This is a genomic window from Pseudomonas sp. MTM4 (assembly GCF_019355055.1).
In the GTDB taxonomy this organism is placed as follows: Bacteria; Pseudomonadota; Gammaproteobacteria; order Pseudomonadales; family Pseudomonadaceae; genus Stutzerimonas.
In genome coordinates this window covers 2,417,852-2,442,288 of sequence record NZ_CP048411.1, presented here as the reverse complement: position 1 = coordinate 2,442,288, position 24,437 = coordinate 2,417,852, and the positions used below count along the sequence as shown (strand labels likewise).

Sequence of the window (24,437 nt, the reverse complement as noted above, 5' to 3'; positions counted from 1 at the left end):
GCGACAAGCCACCAGCGGCAAGCGGAAGCCAAAAAGCCGACGAAAGTTTGTAGCTGGATGGCTGCGGCAGGGCAGGGTTAGAACAAATCGATCGGATCTATATCCAGCGACCAGCGCACCGCGCGACTGGACGGAAGTTGCTCGACCATTGGCAGCCATGCGCCCATCAACTTGTGCAGAGGGGCGCGGGCATTGGCCTGCAGCAACAGCTGGGCGCGGAACCGCCCTGCGCGACGCTCCATTGGTGCCGGCACCGGTCCCAGCAGCTCGATACCGCTGAGGCCGAACTGCGCCATGAGCTGTTCGGCCTCATGGCAGGCGTTATCGAGGAATTCTTCGGCCTGACCGGGCTTCGTCGCCTCGGCACGCAGCAGAGCCAGATGGCTAAATGGCGGCAGGCCGGCGGCACGGCGCTCGCTCAGTGCTTGGTCGGCAAAGGCGAAATAGCCTTGTTCGGTGAGCTGGACCAGCAGCGGGTGATCGGCAAGGTGTGTCTGAATGATGACTTTGCCGGGCTCTTCGGCGCGGCCCGCGCGACCGGCTACCTGGACGATCAGCTGGGCCATGCGCTCGCTGGCACGGAAGTCAGCCGAGAACAGCCCGCCATCGGCGTCGAGAATGGCGACCAGTGTGACGCGGGGGAAATGGTGACCTTTGGCAAGCATCTGGGTGCCGACCAGCAGGCAAGGTTCGCCGCGGTTGATGGTGGCCAGCAGCTGCTCCATCGAGCCCTTGCGCGAAGTGCTGTCGCGATCAATGCGCAGCACAGGATAGTCCGGAAAGATGATGCCCAATCGTTCTTCGGCGCGCTCGGTACCGGTTCCAACGGGGCGTAGATCGACGCTGTTGCAATCCGGGCAACTGCGCGGTGGGCGTTCGGCGTGGCCGCAATGGTGGCAGCGTAGCTCGTTGTGACGCTGATGCAGGGTCATTCTGGCGTCACAACGCGGGCATTGGCTGAGCCAGCCGCAATCGTGGCAAAGCAGCGATGGAGCGAAGCCGCGGCGGTTCAGGAACACGAGGACCTGTTGTCCGGCAGCGAGTGTCTGGGCCATGGCCTGCTGCAGCGGGCCGGAGATGCCTGAGTCCAGAGGTCGACTTTTCACATCCAGACGCAGAAAGCGTGGGGCCTGCGCATCGCCAGCGCGCTGGGTCAGCTTTAGCAGGGCGTAGCGGCCGCTGTGGGCATTGTGCAGGCTTTCCAGTGAGGGTGTGGCCGACCCCAGCAGAACCGGCAGATTCTCCTGGCGTGCTCTGACGATTGCCAGATCACGGGCGTGGTAGCGCAGGCCTTCCTGCTGTTTATACGAGGCGTCATGCTCCTCGTCGAGGATGATCAGCCCGGGGCTTTTCATGGGGGTGAACAGCGCTGAGCGGGTGCCGATGATGATGTCCGCCTCGCCGTCCCGTGCCGCCAGCCAGGCATCCAGGCGTTCACGGTCGTTGACGTTGGAGTGCAGTAGGGCGATGCGGGCGTTGAAGCGCTTCTCAAAGCGGGCCAGGGTTTGCGGGCCGAGGTTGATTTCGGGGATCAGCACCAAGGCCTGCTGGCCGGCTTTGAGCACCTGGTGGATCAGCTGCAGATAGACCTCGGTCTTGCCGCTGCCGGTGACGCCTGCCAGCAGAGATACCTGGAACCCATCCAGGCCGGCGCGAATGGCTTCGAACGCGGCGCGTTGTTCCTGATTCAGCGGCAGTTCAGGCTGTAGCAGCCAGCTGCCCTGATGGCGCTGAACCTGATGACTACGGCGGGTCTCGATGCGTAACAAACCCTTTTGCAGCAGCAGATCCAGGCTGTCCTTGCTCAGTTCCAACTGGGTGAGTAATGAGTGGGCCACGCCGTGGGGATGTTGGGCGATGGTTCTCAACGCCTCGCGCTGACGCGGAGCTCGGCTGAGGCGAGGGTCTTCGGGCCGCGCCCCGTCGGTGACATGCCAGAAACGCTCCTGTCTTGCCTCGGCGGGTTCGCCCTGGCGCAACAGAACCGGCAGTGCCCAACTGAAGGTATCGCCCAAGCTGTGCTGATAATACTGGGCAGTCCACAGACACAATCTGAACAGAGCGGACGGGAGCGGGGAGCGTGTATCGAGCAGCTCCAGCGCCGGTTTGAGCTTCGCTTCGGGGACCGCACTATGATCAACGACCTCCACCAGAACCCCGACGATTTCACGCCGCCCGAACGGCACGCGCAGCCGCATGCCTGGCTGCAGCGACGCGGGTGGGGCGCTAGCGGGTGGAAGGTAGTCGAAGAGTCTGCGCAGCGGAGAGGGGAGCGCGAGACGGAGTATGGGTTGGGGCACGCGGTAGTCCTTGGCGACGAATGCCGATCTTAAACGATACGGCGCGATGACAGTGTCGCGATGCCTTGAGCGGGGCGGGTGGCCGCATCGGCACTATATGAGGCGATCAGCTGTCCTTGCATCGATATCGGGCTCTGGTATCATTCGCGCCCTTCCGTGCGGTACTCGACATAGGGTCGGGTGGCGGCACAAGTCCTAGAGGATTTTTCCATGAAAGCCGATATCCATCCTAATTACGTTGAAATCGACGCCACTTGCAGCTGCGGCAACGTTATCAAGACTCGCTCCACGCTGGGCAAAGATCTGAGCATCGACGTCTGCTCCGAGTGCCATCCGTTCTACACCGGCAAGCAGAAAGTGCTGGATACCGGCGGCCGTATCGACCGCTTCAAGCAGCGTTTCGGTGTGTTCGGCGCCAAGTAAGCTGTCGCCGCGACGGAAATCCCATGAGGTTTTCCGAGCAACTGAAAAAGGCGTCCCTGGTGGGCGCCTTTTTTGTTTGTGCCATTTTCAGCCTGCAGGCGCAGGCGTTCTGTCCCGTCAGTGGTCCGCTGTCACGCGTAAAGGTGGCGGCGGTCATCGATGGCGATACGTTGCGCCTGGCCGATGGGCGCAACGTGCGCCTCATTGGCGTGAATGCGCCCGAGATGGGCCGCAAGGGACGCAGTGCCGAGCCTTTCGCGGATGCGGCCCGGCAGCGACTGCAGGCATTGGTGAAAGCCAGCGGTGGGCGGTTGGATCTGCGCCTCGGTCAACAGGCTCGGGATCACTACGGCCGTCTTCTGGCCCATGCCTTCAACGATCGCGGCGAGAACCTGGAAGCTGTGCTGCTTGCCGAAGGGCTGGGTTTCTTTGTGGCTATCGCGCCCAATAGCTTGTTGGCCGATTGCCACCGAGCTGTAGAGCGTCAGGCCCGCTCCGCTGGCGAGGGGGTATGGCGCCGATCTCCGGTAATCTCGACGGAGCGTTTACGCCATGGCGGTTTTGCGCTGGTCCGGGCACGTGTCGATCGGCTGGAGATGAATCGGGGTGGCGTCTGGCTGGAACTGGACGGCCCATTGGTCCTGCAGATTCCGCGCGATGCCGTTGCGGGGTTTGACGATTCATTGAAAGACCTGCCCGGCAAAGAGATCGAGGCAAGGGGTTGGGTGGTCGATCGCAAGGGGCGCGCGAATTTGTCGCAGCAGGCGCGCTGGTTGCTGAGAATAAGCCATCCATCGATGCTCGCTCCGCTGCCCTGACGCGTTTTACGCGCGGCGCAGGAGGTATAGGGATCGTTGCTCGCCTGTCATCTGAAGGTCGTAGAGCGAGCACTTGACAGTCAGCTTTTTCCATTGGGTTGTGACGGCGATCAGTCTTGGCGTATGCTCGGCGGCCTGTCTGTCCCAGAAAAAACAAGCGGAAATGCCCCATGACTGACCTGAAAACAGCCGCGCTCGAATACCACGCCAAGCCCCGTCCGGGAAAGCTGAGCGTCGAGTTGACCAAGCCCACTTCCACCGCTCGGGACCTGGCATTGGCCTACAGCCCTGGCGTAGCAGAGCCGGTACGAGAAATCGGCCGTGACCCGGAGCTGGCTTACCGATACACCGGTAAAGGCAATCTGGTCGCTGTGATTTCCGATGGCACCGCGATTCTTGGCCTTGGCAACCTTGGGCCGTTGGCATCCAAGCCGGTTATGGAAGGCAAGGGTGTCCTGTTCAAGCGCTTCGCCGGCGTCGACGTGTTCGATATCGAAGTCGATGCGGAAAGCCCGCAGGCCTTCATTGATACGGTCAAGCGCATCTCCATCACCTTCGGTGGCATCAACCTGGAAGATATCAAGGCCCCGGAATGCTTCGAGATCGAGCGCGCGCTGATCGAGCAGTGCGACATCCCGGTGTTTCATGATGACCAGCACGGTACTGCCATCGTTACCGCGGCGGGCATGCTCAACGCACTGGAAATCGCCGGCAAAACGCTGGAACAGGCCAAGATTGTCTGCCTCGGTGCGGGCGCTGCGGCGACTTCCTGCATGAAGTTGCTGGTGAGCATGGGTGCGAAGATCGAGAACATCTTCATGATCGATCGCAAGGGTGTCATCCATGCCGGCCGCGACGACCTAAACCAGTACAAGGCTGTATTTGCTCACGAAACCGACAAGCGCACGCTGGATGATGCGCTCGATGGCGCGGATGTCTTCGTTGGTTTGTCTGGCGCCAACCTGCTGAGCGCTGAAGGACTCAATCGCATGGCGGCGAACCCGGTAGTCTTTGCTTGCTCGAACCCGGATCCTGAGATCAGCCCGGAACTGGCACGCGCGACACGTTCCGATGTGATCATGGCGACGGGGCGCTCGGATTACCCGAACCAGGTCAACAATGTGCTGGGTTTCCCTTTCATTTTCCGTGGGGCATTGGACGTTCGTGCGTCGCGCATCAACGAGGAAATGAAGATCGCCGCCGCGCTGGCGCTGCGAGACTTGGCCAAACTTCCGGTTCCGGCTGAAGTAGCCTCCGCTTATGGCGTAGAGCAGCTGCAGTTCGGTCGTGAATACATCATTCCGAAGCCGATGGATCCACGCTTGATTACCCTCGTTTCCGATGCGGTGGCCAAGGCGGCGATCGAAAGTGGCGTGGCGACCCTGCCGTACCCGTCGAACTATCCGCTCAAATCGGTCGACGACGTGTTCAATGTCTGACTAGGTCTGGCATGGCCCCGCTTTGGCGGGGCTTGCAGCATGAAAAAACCCCGGCTTCGGTCGGGGTTTTTTATTTGGCGCTGCTTTTTAATGGAGAAGAATTGCCTTAAAGATCTGAATAGCTCAGTCGCTGTCACAGCTGAGCCGTTCTGGTGGGTTAGAACAGGTCGATGGGTGCGGCTTCGGACGCAGGTAGCGGACTGCCGGGCAACGTGGAGCCAGGAATGATCTCGTCATCCATGTTGGGCGGTGAGTCTTCACTTCGAAAGATTTCGAAATAGGCATCTGGTGTGCCCGGAGAAGCTGCGCGGCCGCTTTTCGGGTCGATCCGCAGTGTCAGGATTCCTTCGGGCTCGGCAGGTGCATGCTCGGGAGTGCCTTCCAGTACCGAACTCATGTAATCGATCCAGATAGGCAGCGCCACCGTTCCTCCGTACTCCCGCCGACCAAGCGTTTGTGGCTGATCGAAGCCGGCCCAGACCGTTGTCACGATATCCGCGTTATAGCCGGAAAACCAGCTGTCCTTGGACTCGTTTGTGGTGCCGGTCTTCCCGGCGATATCGCTACGTCCCATCGCCAGCGCCTTTCTGCCCGTGCCGCGCTTGATAACGTCCTGCAGCATGCTAGTCATGATGTACGCGGTGCGCTCATCGATGATTTGCTCGGCATGCAGCGGTTGCTGCGTGTCTAGCTCCGATGTGCCCATCGGCGGGACGTCGCTCTGAGCGTAAGTGGTCACCTGTGCTTCACCATCTTCCACTTGAGCGGCGCTGCGTTGCGGCACGCGCACAGGATTTGCCTCGAATATGGTCTTACCATCTCGATCCTCGATCCGCTCGATCAGGTAGGGTTCGATCTTGTAACCACCATTGGCGAAAGCGGTCCAGCCGATGGTGACTTCCATGGGGGTCAGGGTTGCGGTGCCAAGTGCGAGCGAGAGGTTCGGGGGCAGGTCCTCGCCTTTGAAGCCAAAGCGCTTGATGTAGTCGACCGTGTAGGGAATGCCCAGGGTTTGCATAAGGCGAATCGAAACCAGATTGCGCGACTTGTACAGGGCTTCGCGCAGGCGTATCGGACCTAGGAACGTGTTGTTGTCATTCTTTGGGCGCCAAACGCGATCGAGGCCTTCCTCGACGAAGACGATAGGTGAGTCGTTTACCAGGGTTGCGGGGGTAAATCCGGCATCCAGTGCCGCGCTGTAGACGAAGGGTTTGAAGCTGGATCCAGGTTGGCGCTTGGCCTGGATGGCACGGTTGTAATTGCTTTGGCCAAAGGAAAAGCCGCCGGTCAAGGCTTCGATAGAGCCATCAATAGGGTCGATAGATACAAGAGCGCCCTGCACTTGAGGCACTTGAGTGAACAGCGTTTCTTCATCACCCGTGATGCTGACGCGGATCACGTCCCCGACGTTGACTACATCCGATGGGGCTTTGGGTTGCGGCCCAAGGCTGTTGCTGTTGATGAACGGGCGGGCCCACCTCATGCTCTCCCATCCGATGCTCCGCTCGCTGCCGTCACGAAGGATGACCTTGATGGCGTCTTTGGAAATCGCACTGACTACAGCGGGTAGCAGGCCGGACTGGCTGCGATAAGTGCCCAGTTCTTTCAGCCATTCTTCACGATCAGTACCTGCCAGCTGAGCTTCCGGACCACGATAGCCGTGACGCTGGTCGTATTCGATCAAGCCCCGTGTCAGAGCCTCATTGGCGGCAATCTGGCGTTCACTGGTTGTGGTGGTATAAACGCGGAAACCGTCGGTGTAGGCTGCGCTGCCGAAGCGGCCCACCATTTCAGCGCGCGCCATTTCGGCTATATAAGGGGCGTTGAGTTCGGGCGAGGAGCCGTGATAGGACGCGTCGACAACTTCCGCCAGTGCTTGTTGGTAGCACGCCTCGTCTATTCTTCCCAGTCGATACATCCGGCCCAGAATCCAGTCACGCCGCTCCTTGGCGCGTTCAGCGTTGGCCAGCGGATTGAAAGCCGATGGCGCCTTGGGTAGGCCCGCGATCATCGCCATTTGCGCCAGACTCAGCTCGCTCATTGATTTGCCATAGTAGACGTGGGCTGCGGCCTCGATGCCATAGGCGCGATTGCCTAGATAGATTTTGTTGACGTACAGCTCGAGAATCTCGTCCTTGCTCAGCTCTCTTTCGATCTGGAGCGCAAGGAGTATCTCGTTGATCTTGCGCGAAAAGCTCCGCTCGCTGGTCAGGAAGTAATTTTTTGCGACCTGCATGGTAATGGTGCTGCCGCCGGTCTGAATCTGGCCGGTTTTCAATAATTGCGTGGCAGCGCGCATCAGGCTTTTCACGTCGACGCCATAATGGTTAGCGAAGTTATCGTCTTCGGCGGCCAACAGCGCGGCGATGAAGTCTTTGGGTATTTCGTCGAAGTCGATAGGGGAGCGACGCATTTCGCCATACTCGGCGATCAGCTTGTTGTCATTGCTATAGACGCGCAGCGGTATCTGAAGCTGGATGCTGCGCAGCGATTCGACCGACGGCAAGTTGGGGCTGAGATACAGGAAAGCGCCACTCAAACTGAGCAAAAGCCCGCAGAAAATAGCCAGGCACGACCATAGGAAAAACTTCAGAAAACGCATCGGGGTTCTTTGAATCCAGGGTGGGGAATGAGGTGTAAGCCGCAGACGATGCTGAAAGGAAAAACCGTTCACATTATAAGCGGTTTTTTTGCCGGGGAGCCATTTGCGCTTCTGTCAAGGCTGTTATCTAATGCGGACAAACATAATTAATCCGTAAGTGGCGGATAAAGATAGGAAATCGGCCGTGCTAGGGCTCTTCACTAAGAAAGCGAACACGCTGCTTGGGATCGACATCAGTTCGACGTCCGTCAAGCTACTCGAATTAAGCCGCTCAGGCTCCCGATATAGGGTTGAGTCCTATGCGGTCGAACCGCTTCCGCCAAATGCCGTGGTGGAAAAGAACATTGCTGAACTCGAAGGTGTAGGTCAGGCGCTGACTCGGTTGTTGGCCAAGGCCAAAACCGGAGTCAAGTCGACCGCCGTAGCCGTTTCCGGCTCGGCAGTCATCACCAAGAGCATCGAGATGGAAGCCGGATTGTCTGATGACGATCTGGAAAACCAGTTGAAGATCGAGGCGGACCAGTACATTCCTTATCCGCTGGAAGAGGTCGCGATCGATTTCGAAGTGCAGGGTGCTGCGCCTCGTTCTCCCGGACGCGTCGAAGTGCTTCTGGCCGCGTGCCGCAAGGAGAACGTGGAGATTCGCGAGGCGGCGCTCGCCCTAGCGGGGTTGACGGCCAAGGTCGTTGATGTCGAAGCCTATGCGCTGGAGCGTTCTTACAATCTATTGGCGCCGCAATTGGGCGCTGGTCATGATGAGCTGACGGTGGCGCTCGTGGATATCGGCGCGACCATGACCACGCTGAGCGTGCTGCATAACGGTCGCACCATCTATACGCGCGAACAGTTGTTCGGTGGCCGCCAGCTCACCGAGGAAATCCAGCGTCGCTACGGCCTTTCGATGGAAGAGGCCGGTCTGGCCAAAAAGCAGGGAGGCCTTCCAGACGACTATGACAGCGAAGTGTTGCAGCCGTTCAAAGAGGCGGTTGTTCAGCAGGTTTCACGCTCGCTGCAGTTCTTCTTCGCTGCGGGGCAGTTCCATGATGTGGACTACATCCTTTTGGCGGGCGGTACGGCTTCAATCCCCGGGCTGGATCGGTTGATTCAGCAGAAAATCGGAACCCAGACTTTAGTCGCCAACCCTTTTGCCGATATGGCTTTGAGCGGCAAGGTTAACGCGGGTGCACTGGCTAGTGATGCGCCATCGCTAATGATTGCCTGTGGGTTGGCCTTGAGGAGTTTCGACTGATGGCCCGGATCAACCTTTTACCTTGGCGAGAGCAGCTTCGCGAAGAGCGTAAGCAGCGCTTTCTGGTTTCCCTCGCCGGCGTTGCAATCCTGGCGGCGGGCCTGTTGTTTCTCGCAGATCAGTACCTCAATCACGCCATCGAGCGGCAGAACGCGCGGAACGACTTCGTCCGCAAGGAGATTGCCGTTCTGGATGCGCGAATCGCCGAGATCAAAGAGTTGCGTGAGCGTCGGCAGCAATTGCTCGAACGTATGAAGATCATTCAGGACCTGCAGGGCAATCGCCCCATCATTGGCAGGGTGTTCGATCAACTGGTACGTACGCTTCCCGATGGCGTGTATTTCACCGAGCTGAAAATGACCGGCAAGAACATCGCCATCGTTGGCGGCGCGGAATCCAATAACCGGGTCTCAAACCTGATGCGCAATTTGGATGGATCTGAATGGCTGGAAGCGCCAAACCTCAACGAAGTGAAGGCTGTTACTGCTGGTGCAGTGGATCAGGAGAACATGTTCCAGCTAACGGTGCAGCAGACGCAGCCGGCCGCAGTTGCTGAAGGAGATAAGCCATGAGTCTGGCTAGTTCTCTGGAAAGCCTGCGCAGCGTCGATCTCGCCGACCTGGATATGAATAATTTGGGCTCATGGCCCGCCGCGGTGAAGGTTATCGCCGCGATACTGCTGATGGTTCTGTTGCTCGGAGGAGGCTATTACTTCCATCTCAGCGATCTGCAGGCCGGACTTGATCAGCAGAAGGCTCAAGAGGAGACCTTGAAGCAGCAGTTCTCTTCGAAAGCGTTCCAGGCTGCGAACCTTGAGGCTTACAAGGCGCAGATGGTGGAAATGGAGGCGTCGTTTGGCGCGTTGCTACGCCAGCTGCCCAGCGACACTGAAGTTCCAGGCTTGCTTGAAGACATCACTCATACCGGTTTGGGTAGCGGGCTCGAGTTCGAAGAAATCAAGCTGCAGCCAGAAGTTACCCAGCAGTTCTACATCGAACTGCCGATACAGATCAAAGTGGTTGGCGGTTATCACGATCTTGCGACTTTTGTCAGTGGAGTGGCGAGCCTGCCGCGGATCGTCACCCTGCATGACTTCGAGATCAAGCCTCTCAGCAAGGATTCTTCTTCCAAGCTGCACATGAGCGTTCTGGCCAAGACCTACCGCTACAACGACAAGGGGCTGCAGAAATGAATGGAGCCCGAAATATTGCACTGGGCATGGCTCTAGTTTTGCTGACTGGCTGTGGCGTCAGCAGTGACTTCGAGGATCTGCGCGCTTACATGGACGACGTGCGGGCCGAGCCGAAAGGAACGATCGAGCCATTGCCAGCGTTCTTGCCATACGAGGCCTTCACCTATAGCGCGGCCTCGCTGCGGCATCCATTTCAGCCGCCAATGAAGATCGACCTGACCCAGCGGCAAAAAGGATCGAAAGACATTCGGCCTGACGAGACTCGCATCAAGCAGTTCCTCGAAGAGTTCAATATCGAAAACTTCGTCATGGTCGGAACATTGACCAATGATGCTGGGAGATACGCCTTGATCAAAGGTGGTGACGGGGTTCACCGAGTCAAGGTCGGTGACTATCTGGGGCGCAACCATGGTCGTATCGTTGATATCAGCGAAGCCGAGGTGGATGTGCTCGAAATCGTTCCTGACGGAGAGGGTGGTTGGCTTGAGCGCCCGCGCAGCCTGACTTTGAAAGAGCGTTCTTGAGTCATGGCAAAAATGGAAAACCTTTACCGGTCTGCACAACGGAATCCTTCTATGAATACCACTCTCTCTCGTCTCGGCTTGTCCCTGCTGGCGGCGATGATTTCGCCCGCGCTGCTGGCGGCGAACCTCAATGCACTCGATGTCGCTTCGCTGCCCGGTGACCGCGTTGAACTTAAACTGGCCTTCGATGAGCCTGTGCCCACCCCGCGGGGTTATACGCTCGACCAGCCGGCGCGGATCGCGCTCGACCTGCCAGGTGTTTCCAGCAAGCTGAAATCCAAAAACCACGAGCTTGGTGTCGGTAATGCCCGCAGTGTGACCGTAGTCGAGGCCCAAGGTCGCACGCGGCTCATCGTAAACCTCACTTCCTTGGTGCCTTATTCGACTCGGGTAGACGGAAATAATTTGTTCGTCGTGCTCGGTGAAAGCGGTGCAGCAACCGCGGCTGTAGCGGCCGCTCCGGTGGCCCCGCTAAGCAAGGCAAAACCGACCGCCTCCGTGGCTGCGGGCAAGGCGATCAGTAACATCGATTTCCGTCGTGGGGAAGATGGGGCCGGTAACGTCATCATCACACTGTCGGACCCGTCGATCAGTCCGAGCATCGAAGAGCAGGGCGGCAAAATCCGGGTTTCATTCGCCAAGACGCAGCTGCCGGAGTCGCTTCGTGTCAGGCTAGACGTGCAGGATTTCGCTACGCCGGTCAAGTTCGTCGATTCCAGCAGCAAGGCCGAGGGCGCAAACATCGCCATCGAGCCCAGCGGCCTTTACGACTACTTGGCGTACCAGACCGACGACAAGCTGACCATCAGCGTCAAACCGCTTAGCGAATCCGACGCCGAGAAGCGCAAGGCCGAGCACTTCACCTATTCCGGAGAGAAGCTGTCGCTGAATTTCCAGGATATCGACGTTCGCTCGGTTCTCCAGTTGATTGCGGATTTCACCGATCTCAACTTGGTCGCCAGCGATACCGTGCAAGGCAACATCACGCTGCGTCTGCAGAACGTGCCGTGGGATCAGGCGCTGGATCTGGTGCTGAAAACCAAAGGGCTCGACAAGCGTCAGGTTGGCAACGTGCTGCTGGTAGCGCCAGCGGACGAGATCGCTGCACGTGAGCGTCAGGAGTTAGAGTCGCAGCGCCAGATCGCTGAACTGGCGCCTCTACGCCGTGAGGTCGTGCAGGTCAATTATGCCAAAGCTTCTGATATTGCGCGGTTATTCCAGTCGGTTACCGACACGGACGGAGCCAGTGGGGATCGCGGTTCGATCTCTGTTGACGATCGCACTAACAACATCATCGCCTACCAGACGCAGGAGCGGCTCGACGAGCTGCGGCGCATCGTGGCGCAACTGGATATTCCCGTACGTCAGGTCATGATCGAGGCTCGCATAGTCGAGGCTAACGTTGATTATGACAAGAGCCTGGGTGTGCGTTGGGGGGGGAATCTCTGGGCCGGTGACAAATGGAATGCTTGGGGCAAAAACGGGCAGCTCGGCGTAGCTGATGATCCTAATGCAAGCGGTAAACCGGGTGACGAGGGGTATATTCCTTCCCAGCAGGTCGGACGTTTCCCCGGGATTCGTGAAGTACCTCTAAATACTCCTTTTGTTGACTTGGGCGCAGTCGGTGCAACCTCCGGGATTGGCTTGGGCTTCGTCACCAATAATGCCATCCTTGATCTTCAACTCTCTGCCATGGAAAAAACAGGTAATGGAGAGGTTGTATCGCAACCGAAGGTCGTTACCGCAGACAAGGAGACCGCAAAAATCTTAAAAGGCTCGGAAGTGCCCTATCAGGAGGCGAGTTCCAGTGGCGCGACCAGCACTTCTTTCAAGGAGGCGGCGTTATCTTTGGAGGTCACTCCGCAAATCACTCCTGATAACCGCATCATCATGGAAGTGAAGGTCACCAAGGATGAGCCTGATTTCTCGCAAGCTGCCAGCACCGGTGGTATCCCTGCTATCCGTAAAAACGAGGTCAACGCAAAAGTCTTGGTCACTGATGGTGAGACGATCGTAATTGGCGGTGTGTTCTCTAATACTCAGAGCAAATCCGTTGACAAGGTTCCGTTCTTAGGCGATCTGCCGTTCGTAGGCCGGATATTCCGTCGTGATTTGATTCAAGACCGGAAATCTGAGCTGCTGGTATTCATTACTCCTCGGATCATGAATAATCAGGCGATCCAAGCCAGCCGTTAGACAACCAATGCCCAATATCATCCTCGTCGGCCCGATGGGGGCTGGCAAAAGCACCATCGGGCGCTTGCTCGCCAAGGAGCTTCGCCTCCCTTTTCGGGATTCCGACAAGGAGATCGAACAACGCACCGGTGCAAGCATCCCGCTGATATTCGATGTCGAGGGAGAGCAGGGCTTCCGTGAAAGGGAGCACGTCGCTATCAATGAATTGTGCCAGATAGACGGCGTCGTGCTGGCAACTGGCGGTGGTGCGGTGCTCCGAGCGGACAATCGTCAGGTGTTATGTGCTGGCGGGCGGGTGATTTACCTCTGTACTTCGGTTGAGCAGCAGCTCGACCGCACCTCTCGGGACCGCAACCGTCCGCTGTTGCAAACGCCCAATCCCCGCGAGATTCTCACCAATCTGATGGCTGTGCGGGATCCGCTGTACCGTGAAATCGCGGACATTGTGGTCCAGACGGATGAGCGTCCCCCACGCCTGGTCGTGGTGGAAATCATTGGGCAGCTTCAAGCTCTAGCGCCTCGTGAAAGCCTGGGTCGATCTGCGTTATCCTAGCTCCCTTTAATCGTGGGCCCCCTATGCAGACTCTACATGTCGATCTCGGCGAGCGAAGCTATCCGATATTCATTGGCGAGCAGCTCATCGATCGTGGTGATCTGTTGTCCCGTCACATTCGTGGCAAGCAAGTTGCGATCGTTACCAACGATACCGTTGCGCCGCTTTATCTTGACCGGCTTTCGCGCAGTCTCGCTGATTACTCGGTCACTTCCGTGGTTCTGCCAGACGGAGAAGCGCACAAAAACTGGCAAACTCTGCAGTCGATTTTCGATGCTTTGCTGACGGCCAGGCATGACCGCAACACCACGGTCATCGCGTTGGGTGGCGGTGTCATAGGTGACATGGCCGGTTTTGCGGCCGCCTGTTACCAGCGTGGCGTTGATTTCATTCAAGTCCCGACGACACTGCTGTCCCAGGTCGATTCGTCCGTGGGCGGTAAGACGGGCATCAATCACCCGCTTGGCAAGAACATGGTCGGTGCCTTCTACCAGCCGCAGGCAGTGCTGATCGACATCGCAACCTTGTCGACCTTACCGCCGCGCGAGTTATCGGCTGGTCTGGCTGAGGTGATCAAGTATGGCTTGATCTGCGACGAGCCGTTCCTGAGCTGGCTCGAAGACAATATCGACTCGCTTCGCAGCCTTGATCATGCGGCGCTTACCGAAGCTATACGGCGCTCCTGTGCGGCGAAGGCCAGGGTGGTGGGAGCGGACGAGCGGGAGTCGGGCATTCGCGCCACGCTCAATCTCGGCCATACCTTTGGTCATGCCATCGAGACTTATCAGGGCTACGGCGTGTGGCTGCATGGTGAAGCCGTATCGGCGGGTACGGTCATGGCTCTCGAAATGTCGCGGCAACTTGGGTGGATCGCCGCCAATGAGCGTAACCGAGCCGTGCGGTTGCTGGCGCGCGCCGGCCTGCCTGTCGTACCACCAACCAATATGAGCGCCGCGGATTTTCTTCAGCACATGGCGGTCGACAAGAAGGTTCTGAACGGGAAGTTGAGGTTGGTGCTGCTCAAACGGTTGGGCGAAGCCGTAGTAACGGGTGACTTTCCTCGTCAGATGCTGGAAGCCACATTGAACGTCAATTACGACGCGCTTGCCCAAGAGTCGAACATTTAAGAGATGTCCATGACCAGTTTGTCTGCTGACGATTCCTACCTGAACCATTACGGGTTCAGTCACGATCCTTTCGCCGCTCGTGTGCCAGGCTTCAAGTTCTTTCCGGCTCAGCGCAAGCCCGTGTTAGGGCAATTGCATCATCTGGCCCGCTACAGTCAGTTGCTGTTGGTGGTGACCGGCCCGGAAGGGAGCGGCAAGACACTGGTGCGCCAGGCGCTCGTTGCGAGCAGCAACAAGCAGTCGGTTCAGAGCGTGGTCATTTCGCCTCAGGACACCCTCGATGCCAATCTCGTCCTGCAACAGATCGCGCAGGCGCTTGGCAGCCAGCGGGCCGACTTCGACTCGATCATGGCGCAGATCATTCAATTAGCGCTCACCGGGCAGGAGGTCTATCTGCTGGTCGACGACGCTGAGCGGCTGACGGGCGCTGCGGTCGAGACACTGTTGCGATTGGCCCAGGGTAGCCCCGAAGGCAGGCCGCATGTCTTTCTGTTTGGTGAACAAGGCTTGGTGGCGCGCCTGGAGGCGCTGGTCGAGGGTGAGGAGCGCTTTCATGTGATCGCGCTTCAGCCGTACGAAGAAGACGAGACCCGTGAATATCTGGCGTTGCGCCTGGAAGGTGCCGGGGGCGGGCTGGAGTGTTTCAGCGAAGACCAGATTTCGCGAATCCATGAGAATTCCGGTGGCTGGCCTGGTGCGATAAATCAGGTGGCACGCGACGAGCTCGTCGATGCCATGCAGCAGTCCAAAGCGAATCGGAAGTCGACTGGCTGGAGTCTGCCGCTGCCTATGAAGCACCTGCTGGCTTTGGCGGCGGTCGTTCTTGTCGTCGTCATTGCGTTGTTCATGCGTGACTCCAGTGATCAATCAGTGGCTCCGGCCACGACCAGCTTGCCGCTCGATGCAGGGGGCGCTACGGAAACACGTTCACCGGAAACGTCAACCGAGGATCCGGGTGGTGACGAAAGCGCTGCAGCCGAGGTCGTTCAGTCCGAGCCTGATCAGCCGATTGTCCGCGAACCTCTTGCCGCTGCCGGCGGCCTGGAGTCGGATAATTCACCGGCCGTGATTGAAGAAGAGCCCGCAATCGTCAGCGAGCCGTTACGCAATACCGCGCCAGCTCCTACGGCTGCAGATAACGCTACGATCCAGCGCTCTGCGGTTGAACCTGCTCCGCCAGTCGAGACGCCTCGCGAGCCGGTGCAGCCGGCGGTCGCGAAGCCTGATGCGCCTGCCTCTACGGCGAGCTGGTACGCCAGTCAGCCCAAAACCAACTATCTGATACAGGTGCTGGGGACGCGTACCCATAGTAACGCCGAGGCGTTGGTGAAGCAGCACGGTGAAACCTACCGGTACTTCGTCAAGCAGCATGAGGGCAAGCCGCTATACGTGGTTACTTATGGTTCATTTGCCAGCCGCAATGCAGCGCTTGAGGCCATCAAGACTCTGCCGGCCTCGTTGAGGTCGGGTAAGCCATGGGCGCGGAGTTTCGCTAGCGTGCAGCAAGAGATTCAAGCTCGCTAAAAACACGCCCCAAAAAGGTGCGCAATGCACCTTTTTGGGGCTTGCAAAAAAAAATTGTGTCGTTCTAGCCGGCTTTGTAAACTGCTCCCCCTTTTGCCCGCGTGTATGACGGGGTGGTTCCGTGCGCCGTCAATAAGGGGTTGATTTACAACGTATTTAGCTGGTGGAGTGCCTATGAGAGCAGGTCTTTTTCGTCCTGAAGAGTTCAAGGATAACTGCGGCTTCGGTTTGATCGCCCACATGCAGGGCGAGGCAAGCCATCACCTGCTTCAGACAGCCATTCAATCCCTTACTTGCATGACTCACCGCGGTGGCATCAACGCCGACGGTAAAACCGGCGATGGCTGCGGCCTGCTGATGCAGAAGCCCGATGGGTTCCTGCGAGCCATGGCCAAACAGCATTTTGATGTAGACCTGCCGGCACTCTATGCCGTCGGCATGATCTTTCTCAGCCAGGACGCGGCCAAGGCCGATGCGGCCCGCGCCTGCTTCAACGAACAGATCGCCGCGCAAGGGCTGACCCTGATTGGCTGGCGTGAAGTTCCGGTCGATACCAGCGTGCTGGGCCGCCTGGCGCTGGAGCGTCTGCCGCGTATAGAACAGGTGTTCGTCTCGGCTGAAGGCCTGTCCGAGCGCGACTTCGGTATCAAGCTGTTCTTCGCGCGCCGCCGTGCCGAAGTTGCGCTGGCTGCCGACAGGGAATTCTATGTTTGCAGCTTTTCCGACAAGGACATCATCTACAAAGGCCTGATGATGCCGGCCGATTTGGCGCAGTTCTATCCCGATCTCGGCGACGAGCGTCTGGCGACCGCCATTTGCGTGTTCCATCAGCGTTTCTCCACCAACACGATGCCGCAGTGGCCGCTCGCTCAGCCGTTTCGCTTCCTGGCCCACAACGGCGAAATCAACACCATCACCGGTAACCGCAACTGGGCTCAGGCGCGTCGCCTGAAATTCGCCAACGAATTGCTGCCGGACCTGGAAAATCTCGATCCGCTGGTCGTCAACCGCACCGGCTCCGACTCGTCGAGCATGGACAACATGCTGGAGCTGCTGGTCACCGGCGGTATGGATCTGTTCCGCAGCCTACGCATGATCATTCCGCCGGCCTGGCAGAACGTCGAAACCATGGATCCGGACCTGCGCGCATTCTACGAATACAATTCCATGCACATGGAGGCCTGGGATGGTCCGGCCGGCGTGGTACTTACCGATGGCCGCCATGCGATCTGCCTGCTCGACCGCAACGGTCTGCGTCCGGCGCGCTGGGTCACCACCACCAATGGCTACATCACGCTGGCTTCGGAAGTTGGCGTGTGGGACTACAAGCCCGAGGACGTCATCGCCAAGGGCCGCGTGGGACCAGGTCAGATTCTGGCCGTCGACACCCAAACCGGGCAGGTATTGCACACGGACGACATCGACAATCGTCTGAAGTCCCAACATCCCTACAAGAAGTGGTTGCGTCAGAACGCGCTGCGCATCCAGTCGACCCTGGACGATAACGACCACGGTTCGGCGTTCTACGATGCCGATCAGCTCAAGCAGTACATGAAGATGTTCCAGGTCACCTTCGAGGAGCGTGACCAGGTGCTGCGCCCACTGGCCGAGCAGGGCCAGGAAGCGGTCGGCTCCATGGGCGATGATACGCCGATGGCGGTGCTGTCGCGGCGGGTGCGTTCGCCGTTCGATTACTTCCGCCAGCAATTCGCGCAGGTTACCAACCCGCCGATCGATCCACTGCGCGAAGCCATCGTGATGTCGCTGGAGACCTGCCTGGGTGCCGAGCGCAACGTCTTCGAAGAAACCGCCGATCACGCCAACCGCGCGATCCTGACCACGCCTGTGATCTCGCCGGCCAAGTGGCGGACCATCATGGAACTCGACCGGCCGGGCTTCGAGCGCCAGCTGATCGATCTCAACTACGACGAATCGTTCGGGCTCGAGGCGGCGGTGCGCAACATTGCCGATCAGGCCGAAGAGGCGGTGCGCGGCGGCAAGGTGCTGCTGGTGTTGAGCGATCGCCATATCGCGCCGGGCAAGTTGCCGGTGCATGCCTCGCTGGCCGTGGGGGCTGTGCACCATAGGCTGATCGAGACCGGACTGCGCTGCGATTGCAACATTCTGGTCGAGACCGCGAGTGCTCGCGATCCGCATCAATTCGCCGTGCTGATCGGCTTTGGTGCGACGGCGGTTTATCCCTTCCTTGCTTACGAAGTGCTGGGCGATCTGATCCGCACCGGCGAAGTGCTGGGCGACCTTTATGAGGTGTTCAAGCACTACCGCAAGGGCATTTCCAAGGGGCTGCTGAAAATCATCTCGAAGATGGGCATCTCGACCATTACCTCGTACCGCGGTGCCCAGCTGTTCGAAGCCGTGGGGCTGGCGGACGAAGTGGTCGATCTCAGCTTCCGTGGCGTTGCCAGCCGTATCAAGGGCGCGCGCTTCGTCGATCTGGAAGCCGAACAGAAAGCGCTTGCGGCGCAAGCCTGGAGCAGTCGCAAGCCGATCCAGCAGGGCGGGCTGTTGAAGTTCGTCTACGGCGGTGAGTATCACGCCTACAACCCTGATGTGGTTGCGGCGCTGCAGGTTGCGGTGCTGCAGGGTGACTACGGCCGTTTCAAGGAATACACCGCGCTGGTCGATCAGCGCCCCGCTGCCATGTTGCGTGACCTGCTCCAGCTCAAGGTATCGGAGCAGCCGCTGGCGCTCGAAGAGGTCGAACCGCTGGAGCAGATCCTCAAGCGCTTCGACTCGGCCGGCATCTCGCTCGGCGCGCTGTCTCCCGAGGCGCATGAGGCGATCGCCGCGGCGATGAACCGCATTGGCGCGCGCTCCAACTCTGGCGAGGGCGGTGAAGATCCGGCGCGCTATGGCACCGAACGCAGCTCGAAGATCAAGCAAGTGGCGACAGGTCGCTTCGGTGTCACCCCGGAGTATCTGGTTAACGCTGAAGTGCTGCAGATCAAGGTCGCTCAAGGCGCCAAACCCGGCGAAGGCGGACAGCTGCCCGGCGGCAAGGTCAACGGTCTGATCGCCAAGCTGCGTTATGCGGTGCCGGGCGTCACGCTGATTTCGCCGCCGCCGCACCACGACATCTACTCGATCGAAGATTTGGCTCAGCTGATCTTCGATCTCAAACAGGTCAATCCGACCGCGCTGGTCTCGGTCAAACTGGTCGCCGAACCGGGTGTCGGCACAATCGCCGCCGGCGTTGCCAAGGCCTACGCTGATTTGATCACCATTTCCGGATATGACGGTGGCACCGGTGCTTCGCCACTGACCTCCATCCGCTATGCCGGCTCGCCATGGGAGCTCGGTCTGGCCGAGACCCATCAAACCCTGCGCGGCAACGACCTGCGCGGCAAGGTCCGGGTACAGACCGATGGTGGTCTGAAGACTGGCCTCGACGTGGTCAAAGCCGCCATTCTCGGCGCCGAAAGCTTCGGCTTCGGAACGGCGCCGATGATCGCGCTGGGCTGCAAGTATCTGCGCATCTGCCACCTGAACAACTGCGCCACCGGCGTCGCCACGCAGAATGACCAGCTGCGCAAGGATCACTTCATCGGCACCGTCGACATGGTGGTCAATTTCTTCACCTTCGTTGCCGAGGAAACCCGCGAGTGGCTGGCGAGGCTCGGTGTGCGCAGCCTGCAGGAGCTGATTGGCCGTACCGATCTGCTCGAAGTGCTGCCAGGCGAGACCACCAAGCAGAACCATCTGGACCTGACGCCGCTACTCGGCAGCGATCACATTCCTGCCGATAAGCCGCAGTTCTGCCAAGTAGAGAAGAATCCACCGTTCGATCAAGGTCTGTTAGCCGAAGAAATGGTCAAACTCGCTCGCTCAGCCATCGATGCCAAGAGCGGCGGCGAATTCGAACTGGAAATCTGCAACTGCGACCGCTCCATCGGTGCGCGTGTGTCCGGTGAAATTGCTCGAGTACATGGCAACCAGGGCATGAAGGATGCGCCGATCACCTTCCGCTTCAAGGGCACGGCGGGCCAGAGCTTTGGTGTCTGGAACGCAGGCGGTTTGAGCCTGTATCTGGAAGGCGACGCCAACGACTATGTCGGCAAGGGCATGACCGGCGGCAAGCTGGTAGTCACCCCGCCGAAGAGCAGTGTGTTCGAGTCGCAGCAGTCGGCCATCGTCGGCAATACCTGCCTGTATGGCGCAACCGGCGGCAAGTTGTTTGCCAGCGGTACGGCCGGTGAGCGTTTCGCCGTGCGTAACTCCGGTGCGCATGCGGTGGTCGAAGGCACAGGCGATCACTGCTGTGAATACATGACCGGTGGTTTCGTCTGCGTGCTCGGCAAGACCGGTTACAACTTCGGTTCCGGTATGACCGGTGGTTTCGCTTACGTGCTCGATATGGACAACAGCTTCGTCGATCGGGTGAACAACGAACTGGTGAACCTGCAGCGCATCACGGGTGAAGCGATGGAGGCCCATCGCAGCCACCTGCAAGAGGTACTGCGAGAGTACGTCGCCGAAACCGGCAGCGCGTGGGGCGCGAAGTTACTAGAGGATCTCGATGACTACCTGCGGCGCTTCTGGCTGGTCAAGCCGAAGGCGGCCAACCTGGCATCGTTGCTCTCGACCACCCGAGCGAATCCACAATAAAAGCAGCTCCAAGCCGCAGGCCTCAAGCCACGAGTGGTGCGAGGCGCGGCTCCGTGATCGTCTTTGCGGCTTGTAGCTTGAGGCTCGCCGCTGCTGTTAAGAGGTTTTGAAATGACTGAACGTCTGAATAACGACTTCCAGTTCATCGAGGTCGGGCGCAAGGATCCGAAGAAGAAGCTGCTGCGTCAGCGCAAGAAGGAGTTCGTCGAGATCTACGAACCCTTCAAGCCGCAGCAAGCATGCGAGCAGGCGCACCGTTGTCTGGGCTGCGGCAACCCTTATTGCGAGTGGAAGTGCCCGGTCCACAACTACATTCCCAACTGGCTCAAGCTGGTCTCCGAGGGCAACATCCTCGCTGCCGCCGAGCTGGCGCATCAGACCAACACGCTGCCGGAAGTCTGCGGTCGCGTTTGTCCTCAAGACCGCCTATGCGAAGGCGCCTGTACCCTGAACGACGGTTTCGGTGCGGTCACCATCGGCTCGGTGGAGAAGTACATCGCCGACACCGCGTTCGCGATGGGCTGGCGTCCGGACATGTCCAAGGTCAAGCCGACCGGCAAAAAGGTCGCGATCATCGGTGCCGGCCCGGCCGGTCTGGGTTGTGCCGACGTGCTGGTGCGCAGCGGTGTGACGCCGGTGGTCTTCGACAAGAACCCCGAGATCGGCGGCCTGCTGACCTTCGGCATCCCCGAATTCAAGCTGGAGAAGAGCGTCCTCAGTCGTCGTCGCGAGATCTTCGGCGGTATGGGCATCGAGTTCCGGCTGAATACCGAAGTGGGCAAGGACATCAGCATCGATCAACTGCTGGCTGATTACGATGCGGTGTTCATGGGCATGGGCACATACACCTACATGAAGGGCGGCTTCCCTGGCGAAGACCTGCCGGGCGTGCACGATGCGCTGGACTTCCTGATCGCCAACGTCAACCGCAACCTCGGTTTCGAGAAGTCCCCAGAAGACTTCGTCGACATGAAAGGCAAGAAGGTCGTGGTGCTCGGCGGTGGTGACACCGCGATGGACTGCAACCGCACCTCCATTCGCCAGGGCGCTAAGAGCGTGACCTGCGCCTATCGGCGTGACGCGGCGAACATGCCGGGCTCGCGCAAGGAAGTGAAGAATGCCAAGGAGGAGGGAGTGAAATTCCTCTTCAACCGCCAGCCCATCGCCATTGTCGGCGAAGGCAAGGTCGAAGGCGTCAAGGTGGTCGAAACCCGTCTCGGCGCGCCGGACGCCCGCGGTCGCCGCAGCCCCGAGCCGATCCCCGGTTCCGAGGAAGTGCTGCCGGCTGATGCTGTGGTCATCGCCTTCGGTTTCCGTCCGAGCCCGGCCGACTGGTTCGAAGGTCAGGGCATCCAGACCGACAACCAAGGGCGCGTCGTGGCGCCGGAGGTCGGCCAGTTCAAGCACCAGACCAGCAACCCGAAGATCTTTGCGGGTGGCGACATGGTGCGCGGCTCCGATCTGGTGGTGACGGCGATCTTCGAAGGCCGTCAGGCGGCTGAAGGGATTCTCGACTATCTGGAAGTCTGAAACGCAGCTGGAAGCCTGAAGCGGGAAGCAAGACCGCTTCGGGCTTCGGCCCACGCTTCCAGCTAGCGCTCCAAACACGCCTGATCTGAATCAAGCCCATAGACAAAAGGCACGGCGCTCGCCGTGCCTTTTGTTTTGTGCTTTGCGACAATGCCGCCACTCTTTTGCTGGAACCCAGACATGACTGCCTTGAAGAACGATCGCTTCCTTCGCGCCCTGCTCAAGCAACCTGTCGACGTCACCCCGGTGTGGATGATGCGTCAGGCCGGACGCTACCTTCCGGAATACCGGGCCAGTCGCAGCAAGGCGGGGGACTTCATGAGCCTGTGCATGAATCCCGAGCTGGCCTGCGAAGTCACTCTGCAGCCTCTGGACCGCTATCCGCTGGACGCCGCCATTCTGTTTTCAGACATCCTCACCGTGCCGGACGCCATGGGTCTGGGTCTGTACTTCGAAACCGGAGAGGGTCCACGCTTCAAGAAAGTCGTCAGCAGCCTGGCCGACATCGAGGCGCTGCCGATTCCGGACCCGGAAAAAGATTTGGGCTATGTCATGGACGCGGTGCGCACCATTCGCCGCGAGCTGAGCGGCCGCGTTCCGCTGATCGGCTTTTCCGGTAGCCCCTGGACGCTGGCGACCTACATGGTCGAAGGCGGCTCCTCCAAGGACTTCCGCAAGTCCAAGGCCATGCTTTACGAGAATCCGCAGGCCATGCATGCACTACTCGGCAAGCTGGCGCAGTCGGTGACCAGCTACCTCAACGGCCAGATCCTGGCCGGCGCGCAAGCGGTGCAGATCTTCGACTCCTGGGGCGGCAGCCTTTCCGCCGCCGCTTATCAAGAGTTTTCCCTGGCCTATATGCAGAAAATCGTCGATGGCTTGATTCGCGAGCACGACGGTCGCCGCGTCCCGGTGATCCTCTTCACCAAGGGCGGCGGGCTGTGGCTGGAATCCATGGCTGCCTCCGGCGTCGAAGCGCTGGGTCTGGACTGGACCTGCGACATCGGCAACGCGCGTGCTCGCGTGGGTGACAAGGTTGCTCTGCAGGGCAACATGGACCCCAGCGTGCTATACGCCAAACCGGAGGCGATCCGCGCCGAAGTGGGGCGTATCCTGGCCAGCTTCGGCCAGGGCGAAGGCCACGTATTCAACTTGGGCCACGGCATCACGCCGGAAGTCGATCCGGCCCATGCCGGTGCCTTCATCGAGTCGGTGCACGAACTCTCGGCGCAATACCACGGCTAAGAGCAGCTATAAGCTGCAAGCCATGAGCTCAATTTAAAGCAGAAAAAGCTTGGCAGCATTGCGGTGCCAGCCAAGCTGAACCACTTGCAGCTTGCAGCTTGCAGCTTGCAGCTTGCAGCTTGCAGCTTGCAGCTTGCAGCTTGCAGCTTTCAAGGCTGCTGATAATGCCCTGGCGTGGTGCCCGACTCATGCTCATGAACCAGCCGGGTTACGCGGATATCGGTGATCCCCACGACCTCGGCCTGTCGTAGCAGCTCGGTTTCTTCAGCATCCGCATCGGGCATGACCAGGCTATTTTCCGCATCGGCATTATGGTGCTCGATCAGGCGCCGGGCGGCCTCGCCCTGGGAGAGACTCTCATCTTCCGATTCGATGATTTGGGCGCGTGGGTCGTTCTGGAAGATGTAATTGACTTCGAATTTATGCGACGAGTTACCGAACATGACGCGGCTCCTGAAATGATGGACAGGTTCTGCTTCTGTTGACTTACCGGTCAGCTATTCGTTCGCATGGAAGGATGGTTGCGGCGACAGCCGGAAACTGCCGCGCCGCCTGGCAAAGCTGTAGCGCCCATCACCGTTGGCACGGGCGCAGCCGCATTATTTGACCTCGGCCAGATTACCCTTGAGGGCGACGCCCGCGATAACCGCCCCGGCGTGGCATTCATATTTTTCGCTGTCCTTGTACTCGACGTGCTTGTAGTTGCTGGTGAGGTCCACCACCGCGTTGGCGCCGGCGGCCTTGGCGGCGTTCTGCAGGTTGATCAGCGCGGACTGCAGCACCCAACGGCAGGCTTCTTCGTCGCTCTTGTTGAAGGCGTTGGTCTTCTTGCTGGTGGTGACGCCGCTGCGGACGATTTTCGTCCCGGCTGGGCGCTTGGCGAGGTAGAACTTCACGCTGCCGTCCAGCCGGCCCGCGGTGGTGGCTTCGGCGACCACTTCATCGAAGGGGAGATAGTGGACGGTGTCGCGGGCCTGGCTGATGCCGGGCAGAGCGCAGAGCACGAGCGCCGTGCCGATCCAGGTAGCTTTTTTCATGTGCATTCTCCTTGCATTGTTTTTGGGTGACCTTTAAGCACTCAGACAGGCC

18 protein-coding genes are annotated in these 24,437 nt (G+C 59.4%); 14 read left to right on the top strand and 4 right to left on the bottom strand.

Annotation, left to right across the window (positions count from 1 at the left end):
- Positions 1 to 77: 77 nt before the first annotated feature.
- A complete protein-coding gene (locus GYM54_RS11210; protein WP_181104601.1) occupies positions 78 to 2,300 on the bottom strand; it encodes a primosomal protein N' in 2,223 nt (740 codons plus the stop codon).
- 210 nt (positions 2,301 to 2,510) lie between these two features.
- On the opposite strand from GYM54_RS11210, the gene rpmE reads away from it, so the two are divergent.
- From rpmE to GYM54_RS11195, 3 genes are all read left to right on the top strand, one after another.
- Entirely contained in the window at positions 2,511 to 2,723 is a 213-nt protein-coding gene (gene rpmE, locus GYM54_RS11205) for a 50S ribosomal protein L31 (RefSeq protein WP_131651781.1), read from the top strand.
- A gap of 23 nt (positions 2,724 to 2,746) precedes the next feature.
- On the top strand, positions 2,747 to 3,541 hold the full coding sequence (locus GYM54_RS11200) for a thermonuclease family protein (RefSeq protein WP_197445226.1): 795 nt from the start codon (positions 2,747 to 2,749) through the stop codon (positions 3,539 to 3,541).
- A gap of 170 nt (positions 3,542 to 3,711) precedes the next feature.
- Positions 3,712 to 4,980 carry a malic enzyme-like NAD(P)-binding protein gene (locus GYM54_RS11195; protein ID WP_131651783.1) on the top strand — a complete coding sequence of 423 codons (1,269 nt, stop codon included), beginning with the start codon at positions 3,712 to 3,714 and terminating at the stop codon, positions 4,978 to 4,980.
- A gap of 157 nt (positions 4,981 to 5,137) precedes the next feature.
- Here GYM54_RS11195 and GYM54_RS11190 read toward each other — a convergent pair whose 3' ends face one another.
- Positions 5,138 to 7,582, bottom strand: coding sequence for a penicillin-binding protein 1A (locus tag GYM54_RS11190; protein ID WP_197445225.1), 2,445 nt, complete (start codon positions 7,580 to 7,582; stop codon positions 5,138 to 5,140).
- A gap of 184 nt (positions 7,583 to 7,766) precedes the next feature.
- On the opposite strand from GYM54_RS11190, the gene GYM54_RS11185 reads away from it, so the two are divergent.
- The 11 genes from GYM54_RS11185 to hemE all read left to right on the top strand — a co-directional run bounded on the left by GYM54_RS11185 (position 7,767) and on the right by hemE (position 23,348).
- Positions 7,767 to 8,831, top strand: coding sequence for a pilus assembly protein PilM (locus tag GYM54_RS11185; RefSeq protein ID WP_181104793.1), 1,065 nt, complete (start codon positions 7,767 to 7,769; stop codon positions 8,829 to 8,831).
- On the top strand, positions 8,831 to 9,403 hold the full coding sequence (gene pilN, locus GYM54_RS11180; RefSeq protein WP_131651786.1) for a type 4a pilus biogenesis protein PilN: 573 nt from the start codon (positions 8,831 to 8,833) through the stop codon (positions 9,401 to 9,403). Before GYM54_RS11185 ends, pilN begins: the two co-directional genes overlap by 1 nt.
- Positions 9,400 to 10,023, top strand: coding sequence for a type 4a pilus biogenesis protein PilO (pilO, locus tag GYM54_RS11175; protein WP_131651787.1), 624 nt, complete (start codon positions 9,400 to 9,402; stop codon positions 10,021 to 10,023). Before pilN ends, pilO begins: the two co-directional genes overlap by 4 nt.
- On the top strand, positions 10,020 to 10,547 hold the full coding sequence (pilP, locus tag GYM54_RS11170) for a type 4a pilus biogenesis lipoprotein PilP (RefSeq protein ID WP_181104597.1): 528 nt from the start codon (positions 10,020 to 10,022) through the stop codon (positions 10,545 to 10,547). Before pilO ends, pilP begins: the two co-directional genes overlap by 4 nt.
- 51 nt (positions 10,548 to 10,598) lie before the next feature.
- Positions 10,599 to 12,743 (top strand): type IV pilus secretin PilQ, encoded by a 2,145-nt coding sequence (pilQ, locus tag GYM54_RS11165; protein WP_181104595.1) that lies wholly within the window; start codon positions 10,599 to 10,601, stop codon positions 12,741 to 12,743.
- A 7-nt stretch (positions 12,744 to 12,750) separates the two neighbouring features.
- A complete protein-coding gene (gene aroK / locus GYM54_RS11160; protein WP_181104593.1) occupies positions 12,751 to 13,296 on the top strand; it encodes a shikimate kinase AroK in 546 nt (181 codons plus the stop codon).
- Positions 13,297 to 13,319: 23 nt separating this feature from the next.
- Positions 13,320 to 14,423, top strand: coding sequence for a 3-dehydroquinate synthase (gene aroB, locus GYM54_RS11155; protein ID WP_181104591.1), 1,104 nt, complete (start codon positions 13,320 to 13,322; stop codon positions 14,421 to 14,423).
- A gap of 9 nt (positions 14,424 to 14,432) precedes the next feature.
- Positions 14,433 to 15,947 carry an SPOR domain-containing protein gene (locus GYM54_RS11150; RefSeq protein WP_197445224.1) on the top strand — a complete coding sequence of 505 codons (1,515 nt, stop codon included), beginning with the start codon at positions 14,433 to 14,435 and terminating at the stop codon, positions 15,945 to 15,947.
- A gap of 174 nt (positions 15,948 to 16,121) precedes the next feature.
- Entirely contained in the window at positions 16,122 to 20,573 is a 4,452-nt protein-coding gene (gene gltB / locus GYM54_RS11145; protein WP_181104587.1) for a glutamate synthase large subunit, read from the top strand.
- A gap of 111 nt (positions 20,574 to 20,684) precedes the next feature.
- Entirely contained in the window at positions 20,685 to 22,103 is a 1,419-nt protein-coding gene (locus tag GYM54_RS11140; protein WP_181104585.1) for an FAD-dependent oxidoreductase, read from the top strand.
- A gap of 180 nt (positions 22,104 to 22,283) precedes the next feature.
- Complete coding sequence (gene hemE / locus GYM54_RS11135; protein WP_197445223.1) at positions 22,284 to 23,348, top strand: uroporphyrinogen decarboxylase; 1,065 nt, start codon at positions 22,284 to 22,286, stop codon at positions 23,346 to 23,348.
- Between the two features lie 149 nt (positions 23,349 to 23,497).
- Here the strand turns inward: hemE and GYM54_RS11130 are convergent, their stop codons facing one another.
- Together GYM54_RS11130 and GYM54_RS11125 are read right to left on the bottom strand one after the other, a co-directional pair.
- On the bottom strand, positions 23,498 to 23,791 hold the full coding sequence (locus tag GYM54_RS11130) for a hypothetical protein (RefSeq protein ID WP_131651796.1): 294 nt from the start codon (positions 23,789 to 23,791) through the stop codon (positions 23,498 to 23,500).
- Between the two features lie 156 nt (positions 23,792 to 23,947).
- Positions 23,948 to 24,385 (bottom strand): excinuclease, encoded by a 438-nt coding sequence (locus GYM54_RS11125; protein ID WP_197445222.1) that lies wholly within the window; start codon positions 24,383 to 24,385, stop codon positions 23,948 to 23,950.
- Positions 24,386 to 24,437 lie beyond the last annotated feature (52 nt).

Excerpts from the sequence above, each read along its gene's own strand:
- GYM54_RS11190 (WP_197445225.1), bottom strand. The coding sequence starts at position 7,582 with ATGCGTTTTCTGAAGTTTTTCCTATGGTCGTGCCTGGCTATTTTCTGC.
- pilQ (WP_181104595.1), top strand. The coding sequence starts at position 10,599 with ATGAATACCACTCTCTCTCGTCTCGGCTTGTCCCTGCTGGCGGCGATG.
- gltB (WP_181104587.1), top strand. The coding sequence starts at position 16,122 with ATGAGAGCAGGTCTTTTTCGTCCTGAAGAGTTCAAGGATAACTGCGGC.
- GYM54_RS11125 (WP_197445222.1), bottom strand. The coding sequence starts at position 24,385 with ATGAAAAAAGCTACCTGGATCGGCACGGCGCTCGTGCTCTGCGCTCTG.
- GYM54_RS11195 (WP_131651783.1), top strand. The coding sequence starts at position 3,712 with ATGACTGACCTGAAAACAGCCGCGCTCGAATACCACGCCAAGCCCCGT.
- pilN (WP_131651786.1), top strand. The coding sequence starts at position 8,831 with ATGGCCCGGATCAACCTTTTACCTTGGCGAGAGCAGCTTCGCGAAGAG.
- rpmE (WP_131651781.1), top strand. The coding sequence starts at position 2,511 with ATGAAAGCCGATATCCATCCTAATTACGTTGAAATCGACGCCACTTGC.
- aroB (WP_181104591.1), top strand. The coding sequence starts at position 13,320 with ATGCAGACTCTACATGTCGATCTCGGCGAGCGAAGCTATCCGATATTC.
- pilO (WP_131651787.1), top strand. The coding sequence starts at position 9,400 with ATGAGTCTGGCTAGTTCTCTGGAAAGCCTGCGCAGCGTCGATCTCGCC.
- pilP (WP_181104597.1), top strand. The coding sequence starts at position 10,020 with ATGAATGGAGCCCGAAATATTGCACTGGGCATGGCTCTAGTTTTGCTG.
- GYM54_RS11140 (WP_181104585.1), top strand. The coding sequence starts at position 20,685 with ATGACTGAACGTCTGAATAACGACTTCCAGTTCATCGAGGTCGGGCGC.
- GYM54_RS11150 (WP_197445224.1), top strand. The coding sequence starts at position 14,433 with ATGACCAGTTTGTCTGCTGACGATTCCTACCTGAACCATTACGGGTTC.
- GYM54_RS11130 (WP_131651796.1), bottom strand. The coding sequence starts at position 23,791 with ATGTTCGGTAACTCGTCGCATAAATTCGAAGTCAATTACATCTTCCAG.
- GYM54_RS11200 (WP_197445226.1), top strand. The coding sequence starts at position 2,747 with ATGAGGTTTTCCGAGCAACTGAAAAAGGCGTCCCTGGTGGGCGCCTTT.
- hemE (WP_197445223.1), top strand. The coding sequence starts at position 22,284 with ATGACTGCCTTGAAGAACGATCGCTTCCTTCGCGCCCTGCTCAAGCAA.
- aroK (WP_181104593.1), top strand. The coding sequence starts at position 12,751 with ATGCCCAATATCATCCTCGTCGGCCCGATGGGGGCTGGCAAAAGCACC.